A 16,636-nucleotide genomic window follows, 5' to 3' on the forward strand; every position below is an offset into this window, starting at 1 on the left:
TCGTTGTCGTCCTTGCCTTCCAGCGCCATCAGCGCGGAGCCGATCACGATCGGAGTGTCGTCACCCGGGAAGTCGTAGGTGTTCAGCAGATCGCGAACTTCCATTTCGACCAGTTCCAGCAGCTCAGCGTCGTCAACCATGTCGGCTTTGTTCAGGAACACGACAATGTAAGGAACGCCCACCTGACGAGACAGCAGGATGTGCTCGCGAGTCTGCGGCATGGGGCCGTCAGCAGCGGAGCAAACCAGGATCGCGCCATCCATCTGGGCGGCACCGGTGATCATGTTCTTCACATAGTCAGCGTGACCAGGGCAGTCAACGTGAGCGTAGTGACGAACGGCGGAATCGTACTCAACGTGGGAGGTGTTGATGGTGATACCGCGAGCCTTCTCTTCCGGCGCGTTGTCGATCTGGTCGAACGCACGAGCGGAGCCGCCCCAGGTCTCGGAGCAGACCTTGGTCAGAGCAGCAGTCAGAGTGGTCTTGCCATGGTCAACGTGACCGATGGTGCCAACGTTGACGTGCGGTTTGTTACGTTCAAATTTTTCTTTAGCCACGACAGTAAACCTCTTACTTAAAGGGCTGAATCAACCTTGTTTTTTAACCAGTGCTTCGACGACATTCGACGGAGCTTCGGCGTATTTGGAGAATTCCATGGAGTAGCTCGCGCGACCCTGGGACATGGAACGCACGTCGGTCGCATAACCGAACATCTCGCCCAGCGGAACCTCGGCACGGATCACCTTACCGGAAACGCTGTCTTCCATCCCCTGAATCAGACCACGACGACGGTTCAGGTCACCCATCACGTCACCCATGTAGTCCTCAGGAGTCACCACCTCTACCTTCATGATCGGCTCAAGCACCTTACCACCACCCTTCTGGGCCAGCTGCTTGGTTGCCATGGAGGCAGCGATCTTGAACGCCATTTCGTTGGAGTCAACGTCATGGTACGAACCGTCGAAGACGGAGGCCTTCAGGCCGAGCAGCGGGTAGCCGGCAACAACGCCGTTCTTCATCTGCTCTTCGATGCCCTTCTGGATCGCCGGGATGTATTCCTTCGGAATCACACCACCCACGACTTCGTTGGTGAACACCAGACCTTCGGTGATGTTGCCCTTCTCGTCGACTTCAGCAGCCGAGAAGCGGATCCAGCAGTGGCCGAACTGACCACGACCACCGGACTGACGAACGAATTTGCCTTCGATCTCGACGTTGTCCTTGGTGATGGTTTCACGGTAGGCCACTTGAGGCTTACCGATGTTGGCCTCAACGCCGAACTCGCGCTTCATGCGATCGACGATGATGTCCAGGTGCAGCTCACCCATACCGGAGATGATGGTCTGACCGGACTCTTCGTCGGTCTTGACGCGGAAGGACGGATCTTCCTGGGCCAGCTTGCCCAGAGCGATACCCATCTTCTCCTGGTCTGCCTTGGTCTTGGGCTCCACGGCGACGGAAATTACCGGCTCCGGGAAGTCCATGCGCTCAAGGATGATCGGCTTGTCGAGATCGCACAGCGTGTCACCCGTGGTGACGTCCTTCATGCCGATCAGCGCAGCGATGTCGCCAGCACGGCATTCCTTGATCTCTTCACGCTGGTTGGCGTGCATCTGCACCATCCGACCTACGCGCTCTTTCTTGCCTTTTACCGAGTTCAGCACGGAGTCGCCGGAAGCGAGGACGCCGGAGTAAACACGAGCAAAGGTCAGAGTACCGACGAACGGGTCGGTCGCGATCTTGAACGCCAGAGCGGAGAAAGGCTCGCTATCGTCTGCACGACGCTCGTCGACGATCTCCTCGTTATCCGGGTTGGTACCCTGGATCGGCGGAATCTCGGTCGGAGCAGGCAGGAAGTCGATCACGGCGTCGAGAACCAGGGGCACGCCCTTGTTCTTGAAGGAAGAACCGCAAACAGCCGGAACGATTTCGCTGGCCAGAGTACGAGCACGCAGACCAGCCTTGATTTCTTCGGCGGTCAGCTCACCCTCTTCCAGGTACTTGTTCATCAGCTCTTCGTTGGCTTCGGCAGCCGCCTCAACCATGTTGGAGCGCCACTCTTCAGCCAGATCCTGAAGCTCGGCCGGAATCTCCTCCTCGCGGTAGGTAGTACCCTTGTCGTCTTCGTTCCAGTAGATCGCCTTCATCTTGATCAGGTCGATCTGACCCTGGAAGTCGTCTTCAGCGCCGATAGCCAGCTGAACCGGAACCGGAGTGTGACCCAGACGGTTCTTGATCTGACCTACAACGCGCAGGAAGTTGGCGCCAGCGCGGTCCATCTTGTTCACGTAGACGATGCGCGGCACACCGTACTTGTTGGCTTGACGCCATACGGTCTCGGACTGCGGCTCAACGCCGGAGGTACCGCAGAAGACCACGACCGCACCGTCGAGCACGCGCAGCGAACGCTCTACTTCGATGGTGAAGTCAACGTGGCCGGGGGTGTCGATCACGTTGACGCGGTAGTTGTCGAACTGACCACGAGAACCTTTCCAGAAGGTTGTTACAGCAGCGGAGGTAATGGTAATACCACGCTCCTGCTCCTGAACCATCCAGTCGGTAGTGGCGGCACCGTCGTGCACCTCACCCATTTTGTGGCTGAGACCTGTGTAGAACAGGATCCGCTCCGTAGTAGTGGTCTTACCGGCGTCTACGTGTGCGCAGATACCGATGTTACGGTAGCGGTTGATAGGGGTTGTACGAGCCACGAAAAAATCCTCGCTAGATTAGAAGCGATAATGCGAGAAGGCCTTGTTGGCCTCTGCCATGCGGTGCACATCTTCACGCTTCTTGACAGCAGCGCCTTTGCCATCGAAGGCATCCAGCAGCTCGCCCGCGAGACGCAGGGCCATGGATTTCTCGCCACGCTTGCGCGCGGACTCGACCAGCCAGCGCATGGCCAGGGCATTACGACGGGACGGACGAACTTCGACCGGAACCTGGTAAGTAGCACCGCCTACACGGCGGGACTTGACTTCGACCAGCGGAGCGATGGCGTCGAGAGCTTTCTCGAAGATCTCCAGGGGATCGCTGTTCTTGCGTGCTTTGACGGTATCCAGGGCACCGTAAACGATGCGCTCGGCTACGGCCTTCTTGCCGCTTTCCATCACGTGGTTCATGAACTTGGCGAGAATCAGGCTTCCGTATTTCGGATCGTCCAGAATCTCACGCTTGGCTGCTACACGACGTCTTGGCATTGATAAGCCCTCAAACGGTCTTCAGGTTAGCCCGGGACCATAACCATTCGGTTACGCCCGACCTTACTCTTATCGACTCAATGAATAAAAAAACTGTTAAACGCCGAATTATTTCGGACGCTTGGTACCGTACTTGGAACGACCCTGCTTACGGTCTTTAACGCCGGTGGTATCCAGCGAACCGCGCACAGTGTGGTAACGCACACCCGGAAGGTCCTTTACACGACCGCCACGGATCAGCACTACGCTGTGCTCTTGCAGGTTGTGACCTTCACCACCGATGTACGAAGTAACTTCGTAGCCGTTGGTCAGGCGAACACGGCACACTTTACGCAGTGCAGAGTTCGGCTTCTTCGGCGTAGTGGTGTAGACGCGGGTGCAAACGCCGCGACGCTGCGGGCAGTTTTGCAGCGCAGGTACGTCGGATTTCTCGACGATACGGCTGCGCGGCTTACGCACCAGCTGGTTAATAGTTGCCATCTATAGCTCCACTGTTGTCTTTCGACATAAACAAAATGACAGAGCCAAGCGCCCTGCCAAATTTAGGGGTGCATGAGTCTAAAGAGACTCATAGCCCCCGTCAAGGCAAAGCCCCCGGCGGTAAAGACCGCCGGGGGTTTGCACTCAATTGCTGCTCAAGTTCAACGCTTCGGTCAGCGCCGCTTCCACTTCGCTGGCGCTGACGCGGAGCGGCTTGCCGGCTTCGCGCTGACGCTTGCGCTCACTGTGGTAGGCCAGACCGGTACCGGCCGGAATCAGACGACCTACCACCACGTTTTCCTTCAGGCCGCGCAGGTAGTCGCGCTTGCCGGTAACCGCTGCCTCGGTGAGGACGCGAGTGGTTTCCTGGAAGGACGCCGCGGAAATGAACGACTCGGTGGACAGAGAGGCCTTGGTGATACCCAGCAGAACGCGCTCGAACTTGGCGATGAAGCGATCTTCAGTCGCCAGACGCTCGTTCTCTTCCAGCACCTGGGTCAGTTCCATCTGGTCGCCCTTGATGAAACTGGAATCGCCCGACTCCGCGATCTCGACCTTCCGCAGCATCTGACGCAGGATGGTCTCGATGTGCTTGTCGTTGATCTTCACGCCCTGCAAGCGGTACACGTCCTGAATCTCGTTGACGATGTACTTGGCCAGCGCGCTGACACCCAGCAGACGCAGGATGTCGTGCGGGTTGCTCGGGCCGTCGGAGATAACTTCGCCGCGGTTCACCTGTTCGCCTTCGAACACGTTGAGGTGACGCCACTTCGGAATCAGCTCCTCGTACGGATCGCTGCCATCGTTCGGGGTAATGACCAGACGGCGCTTGCCCTTGGTCTCCTTACCGAAGGAGATGGTGCCGCTGACTTCCGCCAGGATCGAAGGCTCTTTCGGACGGCGAGCTTCGAACAGGTCGGCCACGCGCGGCAGACCACCGGTGATGTCGCGCGTCTTCGAGGTTTCCTGCGGGATACGGGCGATTACATCACCCACACCCACCTGGGCGCCGTCGGCCACACCCACCAGGGCGTTTGCCGGCAGGAAGTACTGCGCAGGCACATCAGTGCCCGGCAGCAGAAGTTCCTTGCCGTTGGCATCGACCAGCTTCACAGCCGGACGGATGTCCTTGCCAGCGGCCGGACGGTCCTTCGGATCAAGAACCTCGATGTTGGTCAGACCTGTCAGCTCGTCGGTCTGACGCTTGATGGTGATGCCCTCCTCCATGCCGACGAAGGTCACAGTACCCTTCATTTCGGTCACGATCGGGTGGGTGTGCGGGTCCCACTTGGCGACGATTGCGCCCGGGTCGACCTTGTCGCCTTCCTTCACCGAAATCACAGCACCGTACGGCAGCTTGTAGCGCTCGCGCTCACGACCGAAGTCGTCGGCCACGGCCAGCTCACCGGAACGGGACACTGCCACCAGGGCACCGTCCAGACGCTCGACATGCTTCAGGTTGTGCAGACGGATGGTGCCGCCATTTTTAACCTGGACGTTGTCAGCCGCGGAGGTCCGGCTAGCCGCACCACCGATGTGGAAGGTACGCATGGTCAGCTGGGTACCCGGTTCACCGATGGACTGGGCGGCAATTACGCCAACCGCCTCACCGATGTTCACCTGGTGACCACGAGCCAGATCACGGCCGTAGCACTTGGCGCAGATGCCGTAGCGGGTTTCGCAGGTGATCGGCGAACGCACGATCACTTCGTCGACGCTCATGCGCTCGACAAACTCGACCCACTGCTCATCGATCAGGGTGCCGGCAGGAACGATCACTTCGCCATCGTCGCTACCCGGCTTGAACACGTCACGGGCAATAACACGACCCAGTACACGCTCACCCAGAGGCTCGACCACGTCGCCGCCTTCGATGTGCGGTGTCATCAGCAGGCCGTGCTCGGTACCGCAGTCGATCTCGGTCACTACCAGATCCTGGGCGACGTCTACGAGACGACGAGTCAGGTAACCGGAGTTCGCGGTCTTCAGGGCGGTATCCGCCAGACCCTTACGAGCACCGTGAGTGGAGATGAAGTACTGCAGTACGTTCAGACCTTCACGGAAGTTCGCGGTGATGGGGGTCTCGATGATGGAGCCGTCCGGCTTGGCCATCAGGCCACGCATACCGGCCAGCTGACGAATCTGTGCAGCCGAGCCCCGCGCACCGGAGTCCGCCATCATGTACATGGAGTTGAAGGACTCCTGGTCGACTTCCTTGCCCTCGCGGTCGATGACCTTCTCTTTCGAGAGGTTGGACATCATCGCCTTGGACACTTCGTCGTTGGCCTTGGACCAAAGGTCGATCACCTTGTTGTACTTCTCGCCCTGGGTTACCAGGCCGGAGGCGTACTGGGATTCGATCTCCTTCACTTCCTCGGTGGCGGCGTCGATGATTCGCGCCTTTTCGTCCGGAATGACGAAGTCGTTCACGCCGATCGAGACACCAGAAATGGTGGAGTAAGCGAAACCGGTGTACATCAGCTGGTCAGCGAAGATGACGGTGTCCTTCAGACCAACCACGCGGTAGCACTGGTTGATCAGCTTGGAGATCGCCTTCTTCTTCATCGGCTGGTTGACCACGTCGAAGGACAGGCCGGCCGGCACCACCTGGAACAGCAGCGCGCGACCGACAGTGGTGTCGACGATGCGAGTGTTCTTGGAGATAGAGCCGTCCTTTTCCTTCACGACTTCCTTGATCCGCACTTTCACGCGGGCGTGCAGGGACGCCTCGCCGGCGCGGAACACGCGGTCGACTTCCTGCAGGTCAGCGAACACGCGGCCTTCGCCCTTGGCGTTAACGGCTTCGCGGGTCATGTAGTACAGACCCAGTACCACGTCCTGCGACGGCACGATGATCGGCTCGCCGTTGGCGGGGGACAGGATGTTGTTGGTGGACATCATCAACGCGCGCGCTTCCAGCTGGGCCTCGAGGGTCAGCGGAACGTGAACGGCCATCTGGTCACCGTCGAAGTCGGCGTTGTACGCAGCGCAGACCAGCGGGTGCAGCTGGATAGCCTTGCCTTCGATGAGGACCGGCTCGAACGCCTGGATACCCAGGCGGTGCAGGGTCGGCGCGCGGTTCAGCAGTACCGGATGCTCGCGGATGACTTCGGCGAGAACGTCCCAGACCTCGGGCAGCTCGCGCTCGACCATCTTCTTGGCCGCCTTGATGGTGGTGGCCATACCGCGGGCTTCCAGTTTGCCGAAGATGAACGGCTTGAACAGCTCGAGAGCCATCTTCTTGGGCAGACCGCACTGGTGCAGGCGCAGGGTCGGACCGACGGTGATTACCGAACGGCCGGAGTAGTCCACGCGCTTACCGAGCAGGTTCTGACGGAAACGACCTTGCTTACCCTTGATCATGTCGGCCAGGGACTTCAGCGGGCGCTTGTTCGAGCCTGTGATGGCACGGCCGCGACGACCGTTGTCCAGCAGGGCATCGACAGCTTCCTGCAGCATGCGCTTTTCGTTGCGCACGATGATGTCCGGAGCAGCCAGGTCGAGCAGGCGCTTCAGGCGGTTGTTACGGTTGATGACGCGACGATACAGATCGTTCAGGTCGGAAGTCGCGAAGCGGCCGCCATCCAGCGGAACCAGCGGACGCAGGTCCGGCGGCAGGACTGGCAGGACGGTCAGCACCATCCACTCAGGATGGTTGCCGGAGTCCTTGAAGGCCTCCATCAGCTTCAGACGCTTGGACAGCTTCTTGATCTTGGTTTCCGAGTTGGTCTGCGGGATTTCCTCGCGCAGGCGGCCAATCTCGTGCTCCAGGTCGATCGCGTTGAGCAGTTCGCGAACAGCTTCGGCGCCCATGCGCGCATCGAAGTCGTCACCGAACTCTTCGAGAGATTCGAAGTACTGCTCGTCGTTCAGTAACTGGCCCTTTTCCAGGGTGGTCATACCCGGATCGATCACCACGTAGCTCTCGAAATAGAGCACGCGCTCGATGTCACGCAGGGTCATGTCCAGCAGCAGGCCGATACGCGACGGCAGGGACTTCAGGAACCAGATGTGGGCGACTGGCGATGCCAGCTCGATATGGCCCATGCGCTCACGGCGCACCTTGGCCAGAGCGACTTCCACGCCGCACTTCTCGCAAATCACACCACGGTGCTTCAGGCGCTTGTACTTACCGCACAGGCACTCGTAGTCCTTCACCGGGCCGAAGATCTTGGCGCAGAAGAGGCCATCACGCTCCGGCTTGAAGGTACGGTAGTTGATGGTCTCCGGCTTCTTCACTTCACCGAAGGACCAGGAACGGATCATCTCGGGCGAAGCCAGTCCAATACGGATGGCATCGAACTCTTCGATTTGACCCTGGTTTTTCAACAGATTCAGCAAGTCTTTCAAGGCCTTTCCTCCTCACGGACCCGCTACGACCAGCCTTGACCAGCCGTAGCGTTTTGGGCGTCGCGTGTTATTCGGTTTCCAGTTCGATGTCGATGCCGAGCGAGCGGATCTCTTTGATCAACACGTTGAAGGACTCGGGCATGCCGGCCTCCATGCGGTGATCGCCGTCCACGATGTTCTTGTACATCTTGGTCCGGCCGTTCACGTCGTCCGACTTCACGGTCAGCATTTCCTGCAGGGTGTAGGCGGCACCGTAGGCTTCCAGTGCCCAGACCTCCATCTCCCCGAAACGCTGGCCACCGAACTGCGCCTTACCACCCAGCGGCTGCTGAGTAACCAGGCTGTAGGAGCCGGTGGAACGTGCGTGCATCTTGTCGTCGACCAGGTGGTTCAGCTTGAGCATGTACATGTAGCCGACGGTGGTCGGACGCTCGAACTGATTACCGGTACGACCATCGAACAGGCGCATCTGACCGCTTTCCGGCAGGTCGGCAAGCTTCAGCATCGCCTTGATTTCGCTTTCCTTGGCACCGTCGAACACTGGGGTGGCCATGGGTACGCCGCCCTTCAGGTTGTTCGCCAGATCCAGGATTTCCTGGTCGCTCAGCTCGCTGAGGCTTTCCTGACGTCCGCCGATCTCGTTGTAGATCTCGTGGAGGAACTCGCGCAGTTCAGCAATCTTGCGCTGCTCTTCCATCATGCGGTTGATCTTCTCGCCCAAGCCTTTGGCCGCGAGGCCCAGGTGGGTTTCAAGGATCTGCCCAACGTTCATACGAGACGGTACGCCCAGCGGGTTCAGAACGATGTCCACAGGAGTGCCATTGGCGTCGTGCGGCATGTCTTCGACCGGCATGATCACGGAGACCACACCCTTGTTACCGTGACGGCCCGCCATCTTGTCGCCCGGCTGGATGCGGCGCTTGATGGCCAAGTAGACCTTGACGATCTTCAGCACGCCTGGAGCCAGGTCATCGCCTTGCTGCAGCTTGCGCTTCTTGTCTTCGAACTTGTCGTCCAACATCTGGCGACGGTCAGACAGGTAGGCCTGGGCCTTTTCCAGCTGCTCGTTCAGGGCGTCTTCCGACATGCGCAGCTTGAACCACTGGCCACGCTCGAGGCCGTCGAGGTACTCGTCGGTGATCTCGGTGCCCTTCTTCACGCCAGCGCCGCCTTCGGCAACCTGGCCAACCAGAGCGGAACGCAGTCGCTCGAAGGTAGCACCTTCGACAATGCGGAACTCTTCGTTCAGGTCCTTGCGGATCTCATCAAGCTGCATCTTCTCGATGGACAGCGCGCGGCTATCACGCTCGACGCCATCGCGGGTGAAGACTTGCACGTCGATGACGGTACCTTTGGTGCCAGTCGGCACACGCAGGGAAGTGTCCTTAACGTCGGAAGCCTTCTCACCGAAGATCGCGCGCAACAGCTTCTCTTCTGGAGTCAGCTGGGTCTCGCCTTTCGGAGTGACCTTACCGACCAGGATGTCGCCAGCCTGCACTTCAGCACCAACGTAGACGATACCGGCTTCGTCCAGCTTGTTCAGCGCTGCCTCACCCACGTTCGGGATGTCCGCAGTGATTTCCTCTGGGCCGAGCTTGGTATCACGCGCCACACAGGTCAGTTCCTGGATGTGGATAGTGGTGAAGCGGTCTTCCTGGACCACACGCTCGGACAGGCAGATGGAGTCTTCGAAGTTGAAGCCGTTCCAAGGCATGAACGCCACGCGCATGTTCTGCCCGAGAGCCAGCTCGCCCATGTCAGTGGACGGGCCGTCAGCCAGGATGTCGGCACGAGCGACCACATCACCCTTCTGCACCAGCGGACGCTGGTTGATGCAGGTGTTCTGGTTGGAACGGGTGTACTTGGTCAGGTTGTAGATGTCGACACCGGCTTCGCCGGTTTCAACTTCGTCGTCATTGACGCGAACTACGATTCGACTGGCATCGACGGAGTCGATCACGCCGCCACGGCGAGCTACGACGCAAACGCCGGAGTCGCGAGCTACGTTGCGCTCCATGCCGGTGCCGACCAGGGGCTTGTCGGCACGCAGGGTCGGCACAGCCTGACGCTGCATGTTCGAACCCATGAGTGCACGGTTGGCGTCATCGTGTTCGAGGAACGGAATCAGCGAGGCAGCGACGGACACGACCTGCTTCGGCGAAACGTCCATCAGGGTCACGTCTTCAGGCGCCTTGACGGTGAATTCGTTCAGGTGACGCACGGCCACCAACTCGTCGACCAACTGACCTTTCTCGTTCATCGTTGCCGATGCCTGAGCGATAACGTGGTCAGCCTCTTCGATGGCGGAGAGGAAAACGATTTCGTCAGTCACCTGAGTGCCGTTCACAACGCGGTACGGGCTTTCCAGGAAGCCGTACTGGTTGGTGCGGGCGTAGGTCGCCAGGGAGTTGATCAGACCGATGTTCGGACCTTCAGGGGTTTCGATCGGGCACACGCGGCCGTAGTGGGTCGGGTGTACGTCACGAACCTCGAAGCCCGCGCGCTCACGGGTCAGACCACCTGGGCCGAGTGCAGAAACACGACGCTTGTGGGTGATCTCGGAGAGCGGATTGTTCTGGTCCATGAACTGGGACAGCTGGCTGGAACCGAAGAACTCCTTGATCGCGGCTGCCACAGGCTTGGCGTTGATCAGGTCCTGCGGCATCAAGCCTTCGCTTTCGGCCATGGACAGACGTTCCTTGACCGCGCGCTCTACACGCACCAGGCCAACACGGAACTGGTTCTCGGCCATCTCGCCAACGCAACGGACACGACGGTTACCCAGGTGGTCGATGTCGTCGACGATGCCTTTGCCGTTACGGATGTCGACCAGAGTCTTGAGGACATCGACGATGTCTTCCTTGCTCAACACGCCCGAGCCTTCGATCTCGGAGCGACCGATGCGGCGGTTGAACTTCATGCGACCAACGGCGGACAGGTCGTAACGCTCGGCGCTGAAGAACAGGTTGTTGAACAGGGTCTCGGCGGCTTCCTTGGTCGGCGGCTCGCCAGGGCGCATCATGCGGTAGATCTCGACCAGGGCTTCCAGTTGGTTGCCGGTGGAGTCGATCTTCAGGGTGTCTGAAATGAACGGACCGCAGTCGATGTCGTTGGTGTACAGGGTCTCGATGCGAACGACCTGGGCCTTGGCAATCTTCACCAGCAGGTCGGTGGTCAGCTCGGTATTGCACTCGGCAATGATCTCGCCGGTCGCCGGATGCACGATGGCCTTAGCCGAGGTACGGCCAAGGACGTAGTCCATCGGGACTTCCAGTTCCTTGATACCGGCTTTTTCCAGCTGATTGATGTGGCGGGCAGTGATACGACGACCCTGCTCTACGATCACCTTGCCGTTCTGGTCCTTGATGTCGAACACGGCGATCTCGCCGCGCAGACGGTGCGGTACCAGTTCCAGGTGCAGGCCTTCGCCCTTCACGTGGAAGACGTTGGTCGCGTAGAAGGCGTTCAGCACTTCTTCGGTGGTGTAGTTCAGTGCGCGCAGCAGGACAGTAGCCGGCAGTTTGCGGCGACGGTCGATACGCACGAACACGCAGTCCTTCGGATCGAACTCGAAGTCCAACCAGGAACCGCGATAAGGAATGATGCGAGCGGAGTACAGCAGCTTGCCCGAGCTGTGCGTCTTGCCACGGTCATGATCGAAGAACACGCCCGGGGAGCGGTGCAGCTGGGACACGATGACGCGCTCGGTACCGTTGATGATGAAGGTACCGTTCTCGGTCATCAGGGGGATTTCCCCCATGTAGACTTCTTGCTCCTTGATGTCCTTGATCGCTTTGTTCGACGACTCTTTGTCGAAGATGATCAGACGGACTTTTACCCGCAGCGGCACGGCGAAAGTCACGCCACGCAGCACGCATTCCTTGACATCGAAGGCCGGCTCGCCCAGGCGATAACCGACGTATTCCAGGGCGGCATTGCCGGAATAGCTGATGATCGGGAAAACAGACTTGAAGGCCGCGTGCAGACCGATGTCACGGAACTGCTCTTTGCTGACTCCCGCCTGCAGGAATTCGCGATACGAATCCAGCTGGATGGCCAGGAGGTAGGGTACATCCATGACGTCCGGCAACTTGCTAAAGTCTTTGCGGATACGTTTTTTCTCAGTGTATGAGTAAGCCATCAGCGTTCCCCAGCTTGGTCACCTGCTTGTTTGGCCCCTCCGACGGGAGTAGCCAGAAAATCTTGCAGACCCCTTGGTCTGCTCCGCCTCCCACTGGAGGTCGGGTCACGTTCCGGGTAGCGTACGGAGACAACCACCTAGAACGGAAAAAGGCCGGTGGCATAAGCCACCAGCCGTCAGCCTTGCGCGGAGCGCACCGGCTGTTGACGCAAGGTCGTCGCTTACTTGAGCTCGACTTTGGCGCCAGCTTCTTCCAGAGCTTTCTTGGCAGCTTCGGCCTCTTCCTTGGAAGCGCCTTCCTTGACCACGCCCGGGGCGCCGTCAACAACTGCTTTGGCTTCTTTCAGACCCAGACCGGTCAGTTCGCGAACGACTTTGATGACGTTCACTTTCTTCTCGCCGGCTTCGGTCAGGATGATGTTGAACTCGGTTTGTTCTTCGACAACAGCAGCGGCAGCAGCCGGGCCAGCAGCAACGGCAGCAGCAGCGGTAACACCGAACTTCTCTTCCATCGCTTTGATCAGTTCAACGATCTGCATGACGGACATTTCGGATACGGCGTTGATGATGTCTTCGTTGGTCAGAGCCATGACTCTAATTCCTGTATTGGTGGACAGCCTTCGCGGCCATCAAAAATTGAACAAAGTAGCGTGAAAGGGACTATGCGGCCTGGATCAGGCAGCAGCGCCTTCTTTCTGGTCGCGAATTGCCGCCAGAGTACGAGCCAGCTTGCTGGTAGCGCCTTGGATAACGCTCATCAGCTGTGCAACGGCTTCGTTGTAGGTCGGCAGGGTCGCCAGTACGTCGATCTGATTGGCTGCGAGGAACTGGCCCTCGAATGCAGCGGCCTTGATCTCGAACTTGTCCTGACCCTTGGCGAATTCCTTGAAGATACGAGCAGCAGCGCCCGGATGTTCGTTGGAGAACGCAATCAGGGTCGGGCCTTTGAACACGTCGTTGAGCACTTCGAACTGAGTGCCGGCAACGGCGCGACGAGCCAGAGTGTTACGCACAACACGTACGTACACACCAGCCTCGCGGGCCTCTTTACGGAGTCCGGTCATAGCGGCTACGGTCACGCCACGGGCATCAGCCACGACAGCGGACAGGCCAGCTTTGGCAGCCTCGTTGACTTCAGCGACGATGGCCTTCTTGTCTTCGAGTTTAATTGCCACGGGTCTAACTCCTGGATGTTACCGTTTCGTCCGGCCGAGGCCGGACGGCGTTTTGGTGTCTGATTCGGCAACCGAATCGGGAGCACCATCTGCGTAGGCTCGGGAATCGATTCCCGGTTTGAGGCTTTCGCCGCCTACGGTCTTGGATAGCCCCCGCCAGGCAGGGACCCCAATACCTGCACAGCGGGCGAGCCCGCTGCGACTTTATTTCTTAGGCTTCCAGCGAAGCCTGGTCGATCTGCAGACCCGGACCCATGGTGCTGCTCAGGGTCACGCGCTGGACGTAGACGCCTTTCGAGGTCGACGGCTTCAGACGCTTCAGATCAACCAGCAGGGCTTCCACGTTCTGCTTCAGCTTGACCGGCTCGAAGTCGACCTTACCCACAGAAGCGTGAATGATGCCGTTCTTGTCAGTACGGAAACGAACCTGACCAGCCTTGGCATTCTTGACAGCGGTAGCCACGTCCGGAGTCACGGTACCGACCTTCGGGTTCGGCATCAGGCCGCGCGGACCGAGGATCTGGCCCAACTGACCGACGACACGCATTGCGTCCGGAGAGGCGATGACCACGTCGTAGCTCAGGTCGCCGCCCTTCATCTCGGCAGCCAGCTCGTCCATGCCAACGCGGTCGGCGCCGGCAGCCAGTGCGGCTTCGGCAGCAGGACCCTGAGTAAACACGGCAACGCGGACGCTCCTACCGGTACCATTCGGCAGAACGGTGGCACCACGAACGACCTGGTCGGATTTACGCGGATCGACGCCCAGGTTAATGGCGATATCCACGGACTCCTTGAACTTGGAGGTAGCCAGTTCAGCCAGCAGTTTGGCGGCGTCCTCGAAAGCGTACTGTTTGCCAGCTTCTACTTTCTCGGCAATTGCCTTTTGGCGCTTGGTCAGCTTAGCCATTACACACCCTCCACGTTCAGGCCCATGCTACGAGCGGAGCCGGCGATGCTACGCACGGCCGCATCCAGGTCAGCTGCAGTCAGATCAGCCTTCTTGGCTTTAGCGATCTCTTCCAGCTGAGCACGGGTAACGGTGCCTACCTTCTGGGTGTTCGGACGTGGGGAACCGCTGGCGATACCGGCTGCTTTCTTCAGCAGTACGGAGGCAGGGGTGCTCTTGGTCTCGAAAGTGAAGCTGCGGTCGCTGTATACGGTAATGATCACAGGAGTCGGCAGACCCGGCTCGAGGCCCTGAGTCCTGGCGTTGAACGCCTTGCAGAATTCCATGATGTTCACGCCGTGCTGACCCAGAGCTGGACCGACCGGCGGCGACGGGTTGGCCTGAGCGGCCTTCACTTGCAGCTTGATATAAGCTTGAATCTTCTTAGCCATGTATAACTCCAGTTACGGGTTCTAGCGCCCAAAGGCTCCCCGATTGCTTTCGCGTTTATCCCAATGACGACAAAACCCCGCAACCTAGGGCTGCGGGGTTGGGATGCCATTGTCAGTTAAGCCTTCTCGACCTGACTGAACTCCAGCTCCACCGGGGTAGAGCGACCGAAAATGAGCACGGCCACCTGGATCCGACTCTTTTCGTAGTTAACTTCCTCAACAACACCATTGAAGTCAGCAAACGGACCATCAATGACACGAACAGTCTCGCCCGGCTCAAACAGGGTCTTCGGCTTCGGCTTGTCGCCACTATCAGCAACACGCCGCAGGATAGCCTCGGCTTCCTTCTCAGTGATGGGAGCCGGCTTATCGGCGGTACCACCAATGAAGCCCATGACGCGCGGCGTATCCTTGATCAGGTGCCAAGTCGCCTCGTTCATTTCCATCTGGACCAGGACATAGCCAGGGAAGAACTTACGCTCGCTCTTGCGCTTCTGGCCATTACGCATCTCCACCACTTCTTCGGTGGGGACCAGAATCTCGCCGAACTCGTCTTCCATGCCAGCCAGCTTGACGCGCTCAATCAGCGAGCGCATGACATGCTTCTCGTAACCCGAATAAGCATGCACAACGTACCAACGCTTAGCCACGGCGCACCTATTAACCAACAATCAACGAAACAAGCCAGCCGAGCAGGGTATCAAGCCCCCACAACAGCAGCGCCATTACCAGCACGACAGCCACAACAATCAGAGTGGTCTGGGTGGTTTCCTGACGGGTCGGCCAAACAACCTTGCGAATTTCCGCGCGAGCTTCCTTGGCAAGAACAAAGAAAGCCTGACCCTTAGCAGTCTGCAGAGCCACAACAGCAGCAACAGCAGCAAGAGCGAGAAGCGCGAGAACGCGATACAGGATCGGTTCAGCAGAAAAATACTGATTACCGACCACACCAACAGCAACAAGAGCCACCACAACAACCCACTTCAGAACGTCGAAGCGTGCTTCTTTGGCTTCAGCCTTGGCATTCATCAGCTAGGATCCTGTGAGAGAAATGCCAGATTCTCATTCTTGGAATCTGGCAGGCCAGGAGGGAATCGAACCCCCAACCTGCGGTTTTGGAGACCGCCGCTCTGCCAATTGAGCTACTGGCCTGTAACAAAGTCAGGCCGACCATTATGCCGGCCTGACACACCAAGATCAAGTCGTTATTCGATGATCTTGGCCACAACACCGGCACCAACGGTACGACCACCTTCGCGGATCGCGAAGCGCAGGCCGTCTTCCATGGCGATCGGAGCGATCAGGGTGACAACCATCTTGATGTTGTCGCCCGGCATTACCATCTCTACGCCTTCCGGCAGTTCGCAGTTACCGGTCACGTCGGTGGTACGGAAGTAGAACTGCGGACGGTAGCCCTTGAAGAACGGGGTGTGACGACCACCTTCTTCTTTGGACAGTACGTACACTTCGCACTCGAACTTGGTGTGCGGCTTGATGGTGCCCGGCTTGGCCAGAACCTGACCACGCTCTACGTCGTCACGCTTGGTGCCGCGCAGCAGGGCGCCAACGTTCTCACCAGCACGACCTTCGTCGAGCAGCTTGCGGAACATTTCCACGCCGGTGCAGGTGGTCTTGGTGGTCGGACGGATACCAACGATCTCGATTTCCTCGCCCACTTTGACGATGCCGCGCTCAACACGACCGGTTACCACGGTACCGCGACCGGAGATGGAGAACACGTCTTCGATCGGCATCAGGAACGGCTGGTCGATGGCACGCACCGGCTCCGGAATGTAGGAGTCCAGGGTTTCAACCAGCTTACGAACGGCGGAAACGCCGATTTCGTTGTCGTCCTTGCCTTCCAGCGCCATCAGCGCGGAGCCGATCACGATCGGAGTGTCGTCACCCGGGAAGTCGTAGGTGTTCAGCAGATCGCGAACTTCCATTTCGACCAG

The 16,636-nt window shown here is 59.0% G+C and carries 13 protein-coding genes and 1 tRNA gene; all 14 read right to left on the reverse strand.

The window, feature by feature from the left end; all coding sequences use genetic code 11:
* A partial coding sequence (locus FFS60_RS27250; protein ID WP_137823760.1) for a GTP-binding protein occupies positions 1-557 on the reverse strand: 557 nt, incomplete at its 3' end.
* Between the two features lie 30 nt (positions 558-587).
* Positions 588-2,708 carry an elongation factor G gene (fusA, locus tag FFS60_RS27255; protein ID WP_028630531.1) on the reverse strand — a complete coding sequence of 707 codons (2,121 nt, stop codon included), beginning with the start codon at positions 2,706-2,708 and terminating at the stop codon, positions 588-590.
* Positions 2,709-2,726: 18 nt separating this feature from the next.
* Complete coding sequence (gene rpsG, locus FFS60_RS27260) at positions 2,727-3,197, reverse strand: 30S ribosomal protein S7 (protein WP_016490528.1); 471 nt, start codon at positions 3,195-3,197, stop codon at positions 2,727-2,729.
* 108 nt (positions 3,198-3,305) lie between these two features.
* Positions 3,306-3,677: a 30S ribosomal protein S12 gene (rpsL, locus tag FFS60_RS27265; protein WP_003448708.1), complete on the reverse strand. Its 372-nt coding sequence runs from the start codon at positions 3,675-3,677 to the stop codon at positions 3,306-3,308.
* A gap of 144 nt (positions 3,678-3,821) precedes the next feature.
* The gene (gene rpoC, locus FFS60_RS27270) at positions 3,822-8,027 is read right to left on the reverse strand and encodes a DNA-directed RNA polymerase subunit beta' (RefSeq protein WP_137823761.1); all 4,206 of its coding nucleotides are present in this window, start codon (positions 8,025-8,027) and stop codon (positions 3,822-3,824) included.
* Between the two features lie 67 nt (positions 8,028-8,094).
* On the reverse strand, positions 8,095-12,168 hold the full coding sequence (gene rpoB, locus FFS60_RS27275; protein WP_028630533.1) for a DNA-directed RNA polymerase subunit beta: 4,074 nt from the start codon (positions 12,166-12,168) through the stop codon (positions 8,095-8,097).
* A gap of 221 nt (positions 12,169-12,389) precedes the next feature.
* Positions 12,390-12,758, reverse strand: coding sequence for a 50S ribosomal protein L7/L12 (gene rplL, locus FFS60_RS27280; protein ID WP_028630534.1), 369 nt, complete (start codon positions 12,756-12,758; stop codon positions 12,390-12,392).
* 84 nt (positions 12,759-12,842) lie between these two features.
* The gene (rplJ, locus tag FFS60_RS27285; RefSeq protein WP_016490524.1) at positions 12,843-13,343 is read right to left on the reverse strand and encodes a 50S ribosomal protein L10; all 501 of its coding nucleotides are present in this window, start codon (positions 13,341-13,343) and stop codon (positions 12,843-12,845) included.
* A 211-nt stretch (positions 13,344-13,554) separates the two neighbouring features.
* Positions 13,555-14,250 carry a 50S ribosomal protein L1 gene (gene rplA, locus FFS60_RS27290; RefSeq protein ID WP_028630535.1) on the reverse strand — a complete coding sequence of 232 codons (696 nt, stop codon included), beginning with the start codon at positions 14,248-14,250 and terminating at the stop codon, positions 13,555-13,557.
* Positions 14,250-14,681, reverse strand: a complete 432-nt coding sequence (gene rplK, locus FFS60_RS27295; protein ID WP_028630536.1) for a 50S ribosomal protein L11 — start codon at positions 14,679-14,681, stop codon at positions 14,250-14,252. The genes rplA and rplK overlap by 1 nt, the downstream gene beginning before the upstream one ends.
* Before the next feature lie 116 nt (positions 14,682-14,797).
* Complete coding sequence (gene nusG / locus FFS60_RS27300) at positions 14,798-15,331, reverse strand: transcription termination/antitermination protein NusG (RefSeq protein ID WP_028630537.1); 534 nt, start codon at positions 15,329-15,331, stop codon at positions 14,798-14,800.
* Between the two features lie 10 nt (positions 15,332-15,341).
* A complete protein-coding gene (gene secE, locus FFS60_RS27305) occupies positions 15,342-15,710 on the reverse strand; it encodes a preprotein translocase subunit SecE (protein WP_077525952.1) in 369 nt (122 codons plus the stop codon).
* A 47-nt stretch (positions 15,711-15,757) separates the two neighbouring features.
* Positions 15,758-15,833, reverse strand: a tRNA-Trp gene (locus tag FFS60_RS27310).
* Between the two features lie 53 nt (positions 15,834-15,886).
* Positions 15,887-16,636: elongation factor Tu (locus tag FFS60_RS27315; RefSeq protein WP_137823762.1), on the reverse strand; the 750-nt coding region annotated here is incomplete at its 5' end.

This window comes from Pseudomonas sp. D(2018) (genome assembly GCF_005502555.1).
In the GTDB taxonomy this organism is placed as follows: domain Bacteria; phylum Pseudomonadota; class Gammaproteobacteria; order Pseudomonadales; family Pseudomonadaceae; genus Metapseudomonas; species Metapseudomonas resinovorans.